The following is a 3717-nucleotide window of genomic DNA, read 5'->3' as shown; positions in this document are numbered from 1 at the left end:
GGCACCGCGGCCGGGCACCCGGCTGTGGCCGGTGGCGTTGCTGGTGGTCTGGCGTGTCACGTCGTGCTCCCCGTCCGGCTAACGCGGCAGCCGGTCGGCGGGGGTGGCCTTGCTCGCCCGCACCAGCGGGCCCCACGCGTCGATCAGCGCTGCGAAGTCCTCGATGTCCGTCTGCGCCTCGTCGAGCAGGCGCGCCCGCAGGGGCGCCAGGTGGTCCGCGAACTCGGCGTACCTCCCGCCGAGCCGCCGGTAGCAGCGGTCGAGTTCGGCGAGCCTGCGGTGGTTCTCCGCGCGGTCCGTCGCGGCGCTGCGACGGGCGGATTCGGCGACCGGCTCGGGGCGGACGCGGTGCTGCTCGTCCAGCAGGGCGCCGGCGGCGGCCTCCAGGTCGGCGTAGACCGGGTGGAGGTAGAGCATGGAGAGCAGGAACTTGGCGTAGCGCAGCTGGTAGGCGGTGAAGCCTGGGCCGGTGCGCCGCTCCGGGGTGTAGTAGTTGACGATGTGGCGGTTGTGGGTGACGCCCGGCAGGGTCGCGTCGCGCACCAGGTGGTGCAGGAAGTAGTCGCTGCCGATGGTGTCGGTGGCGGGCGGCAGCGGCACCCGTTCGTACACCTCGTGGTGGAGGCCGATGTTGCACATGTCGATGTGCCAGATGTCGGGCAGGTCGAGCACCGCGCGGTCGGCGGTGAACGGTTCGGTGCCGCCGCCGGTGAAGGACTCGGCGACGAGTTCGCGCCGCTCCTGCTCGCTCGCGCCGGTGGGCGCCCAGAGCGCGACCACGTCGTGGTAGACCTCGGGGTCGAGCTCGCGGATCTCGCCGAGGTCGACGGAGAGTTCACCGACGAAGGAGGCGCCGACCAGCGCGACCGGCTTGTCCGCGTGCACCGGGTCGAGGCTGTCGACGGTCACCGCGGCGGCCGCGTCGGCGGCCTTGAGGCCGAGCGTGGCCAGCTCGTGATCGATCGGGAACACCGGTTCGCCGTCGAGCAGTTGGTAGCGGCTGTCGGAGTCGCGGCGGTGCACCGACTCGCAGCCGAGGGCGGCGGCCAGCAGGAACGCCCGGTTGGTGCAGGCGCCGTAGGAGACGGCGTCGGGCAGCATGAGGTCGAGCAGCCGCTCCGGCCGGTCCGCGCCGGAGCGGTCGATCACCTCGCGCAGGAAGGCGCGCTGGGCGTCCTCGTCCAGGTGGTGGACGACCACGCCCTCGACGGCCGGCAGGGCGGCGAGCGCCTCGGCGTGCCGGGCGCGGTCCGCGGGGGCGGCGGAGTCCAGCACCAGCAGGTGCACCCGGACGCCGAACCGCCGTACGGCGTGGGCGGCTTCGGCACCGATCGCGGTGACGGTGTCCGCGCACGCGCGGTTGGTGGGCAGGGTCAGGCAGACGTCGCGCATTCCCGCTCCCCCGTGGCGTCCGGCCGGTCCGTTCCGTGCTCCTCGAACGGCTTGCCGCTCCAGGACCGCAGGCCGAGCAACTTCTCCCCCAGTTCGGTGAGTTCGGCGGTCGCGTAGCGCTGCGCCTCGGGCCGGTCGGCGTCGCCGACCAGGGTGCGGTTCCAGTCCGGGGTGGCGAGGGTGCGCCAGGACTCCACCCGGGAGCGGCGCAGCTTCTCGGACTCCTCCAGCGCGGGCATCATCGACAGGTACTGCACCGCCCGCACGCCGTTCGCGGAGGTGTTGCGCTCGACGCCGTGGGCCAGCAGGCCGTTCCAGATCAGCAGGTCACCGGCGCTCAGCTCGGGCCGTACGACGGGGAACTCGGCGCGGTCGACGTCCGGGCGGATCGGGTCGCGGCCGGCCGGCTGGGCGGCCTGCCACTCGTTGAAGCGGCGGAACAGCTCCGGGTCGCACTGGAAGCCGCCGTGGTCGGGGGCGGTGTCGTTGAGCGCGATGATGCCCTGGACGCGCTGCGGCAGCATGCCCTGGGTGGTGTCGACGTCCCAGTGCAGCTCGATGTCGAAGCCCCGGTCGGTGGGCTCGATCAGCGCGCGGTCGCGGTTGCGGACGTTCGGCGGGTTGAGGTTGAGCCGGTCGAGGGTGACCCAGAGCTCCTCGCAGTCCCACACGTCCACGAAGGCGTCGTAGACGCGCTGCGACTGGCGGCTGTCCCAGAGGAGTTGGTGGTGGTAGGCCTCGACGAAGCCGTAGATGTGCAGGTGCCGGTCGAGTTCGTCGCGGTACTCGCGCTCGCGGTACCAGTCCTCGGGGCGGTCCGGCGACAGGCCCTGGAACTCCCAGGCGAAGTCGAGCAGCCGGCGCGCGGCCCCGGCCGGGATCGCCTGCTTCACCACCACGTAGCCGTAGGTCTGCCAGAACGCGTAGTCCTCCTCGGAGAGCACCCGCAGCGGGTGCTTCTTGCGGATCTCGCGCAGCGCCGTCCGGGCGAGGTAGCTCTCGGTGTCGGCGCTGAAGTACGGGCGCTCGGACGCGGCCCGGTACAGGTATTCGCCGGCGGATCCGTCGGGGTGTTCGGCAGGGCTCGGCACGGGCAGTCACTCCATGGTTCGTAGTCGGCGCGGCGCTTCCTCGGGCGCTCGGTGCGGGCACGGCGGGTCGACGGCCGGGCACCGGCCGCAACAGGAATTCGAGCGCGGGCCGAAGAGCCGTCCGCACACGGTCCTTACCGGCTCGGCCGGCGGGCGCGGGGCAGCGCCACGTCAGGGGGCCAACTCGCCCGCCCGGCAAGGCCTCTCACCTCTCATCAGCCCCGGCCGGACCGCGCTCCCCATACGTTGGACTAGACCAACTAATGGTGTCAACCCTTTCCGGCGGGTTACCGATTGGGAAATCGGCGCAGCTCACCGCGCCTCTCGGGGTTCGCTTTATGTTTCGGAGACTGACATAACCACGGGTATGTTTCCGGAATTGACATAAGCGTGAAACGGTGAACCCGCCCCGCCCGCCGTACGTTGGGCCTATGGCACGCGCGCTGACGGCTCCCCCGTGGCTGACCGAGGGCCTGCGGCCCCGGTCCGCGCCGATCCCGTGGGCCGCGGTCGCCCGCGCCTCCGTCGCGCTCGCCGCCCCGCTCGCGGTGGGCACCGCCACCGGACGGCCCGGCTACGGCGCGCTGGTGTCGATGGGCGCCCTGTCCGGCGTCATCGGGGACACCGCCGACGCGTACCGGATGCGGGTGTTCAACATCGCCGTGCCCCAGCTCTTCGGCGCCCTCGGGCTGCTGCTCGGCACCCTGGTGTTCGGCACCGGCTGGACGGCCGTCGCGACGGTCACCGCCGTCGCGCTGGTCTCCGGCATGATCTCCTCGATCGGCGCGGTCGCCTCCGTCTCCGGACTGCTCCTGCTGCTCAACGCGGTGGTCGGGGCCGGCCTGCCGATGCCGTCCCCCTGGTGGCTGCCGCCCGCCCTGCTGCTGCTCGGCGGTCTGGTGGTGCTCGCCCTGACCCTGCTCGCCTGGCCGCTGCGCCTGGGCGTCCCGGAGCGGTCGGTGGTGGCCGGCACCTACCGGGCGGTGGCCGACCTGCTGGAGGCCACCGGCACACCGGAGTACGACGGCCGCCGCCGCGAGCTCACCCGGTCGCTCGACCAGTCCTACGACCTGCTCCTCGCCCACCGGGCCCGCCGGCACGGCCGCTCACCGCACCTGGCGCGGCTGCTCGCCCAGCTCAACGCGGTGATCCCGGTGGTCGAGGCGATGCCGACCCACTGCTCGACCGAGCCGTCCCGCTTGGCGTGCACGATGGTGCAGCCGCCGGCCGCGCC

The 3717-nt window shown here is 72.9% G+C and carries 3 protein-coding genes; 1 reads left to right on the top strand and 2 read right to left on the bottom strand.

Annotated elements, in window-relative coordinates:
- Positions 1-78: 78 nt before the first annotated feature.
- Positions 79-1392 (bottom strand): DUF6271 family protein, encoded by a 1314-nt coding sequence (locus ABZW03_RS38505; RefSeq protein ID WP_355269179.1) that lies wholly within the window; start codon positions 1390-1392, stop codon positions 79-81.
- Positions 1374-2483, bottom strand: coding sequence for a YbiU family protein (locus ABZW03_RS38500; protein ID WP_355269177.1), 1110 nt, complete (start codon positions 2481-2483; stop codon positions 1374-1376). The genes ABZW03_RS38505 and ABZW03_RS38500 overlap by 19 nt, the downstream gene beginning before the upstream one ends.
- A 431-nt stretch (positions 2484-2914) precedes the next feature.
- Here ABZW03_RS38500 and ABZW03_RS38495 point away from each other — a divergent pair.
- On the top strand, positions 2915-3717 hold an 803-nt coding region (locus ABZW03_RS38495; RefSeq protein WP_355269175.1), incomplete at its 3' end, for an FUSC family membrane protein.

This window comes from Kitasatospora sp. NPDC004799, from assembly GCF_040609095.1.
In the GTDB taxonomy this organism is placed as follows: domain Bacteria; phylum Actinomycetota; class Actinomycetes; order Streptomycetales; family Streptomycetaceae; genus Kitasatospora.
The sequence above is the reverse complement of the archived record's forward strand: the minus strand, read 5'-3'. Positions and strand labels throughout refer to the sequence as shown.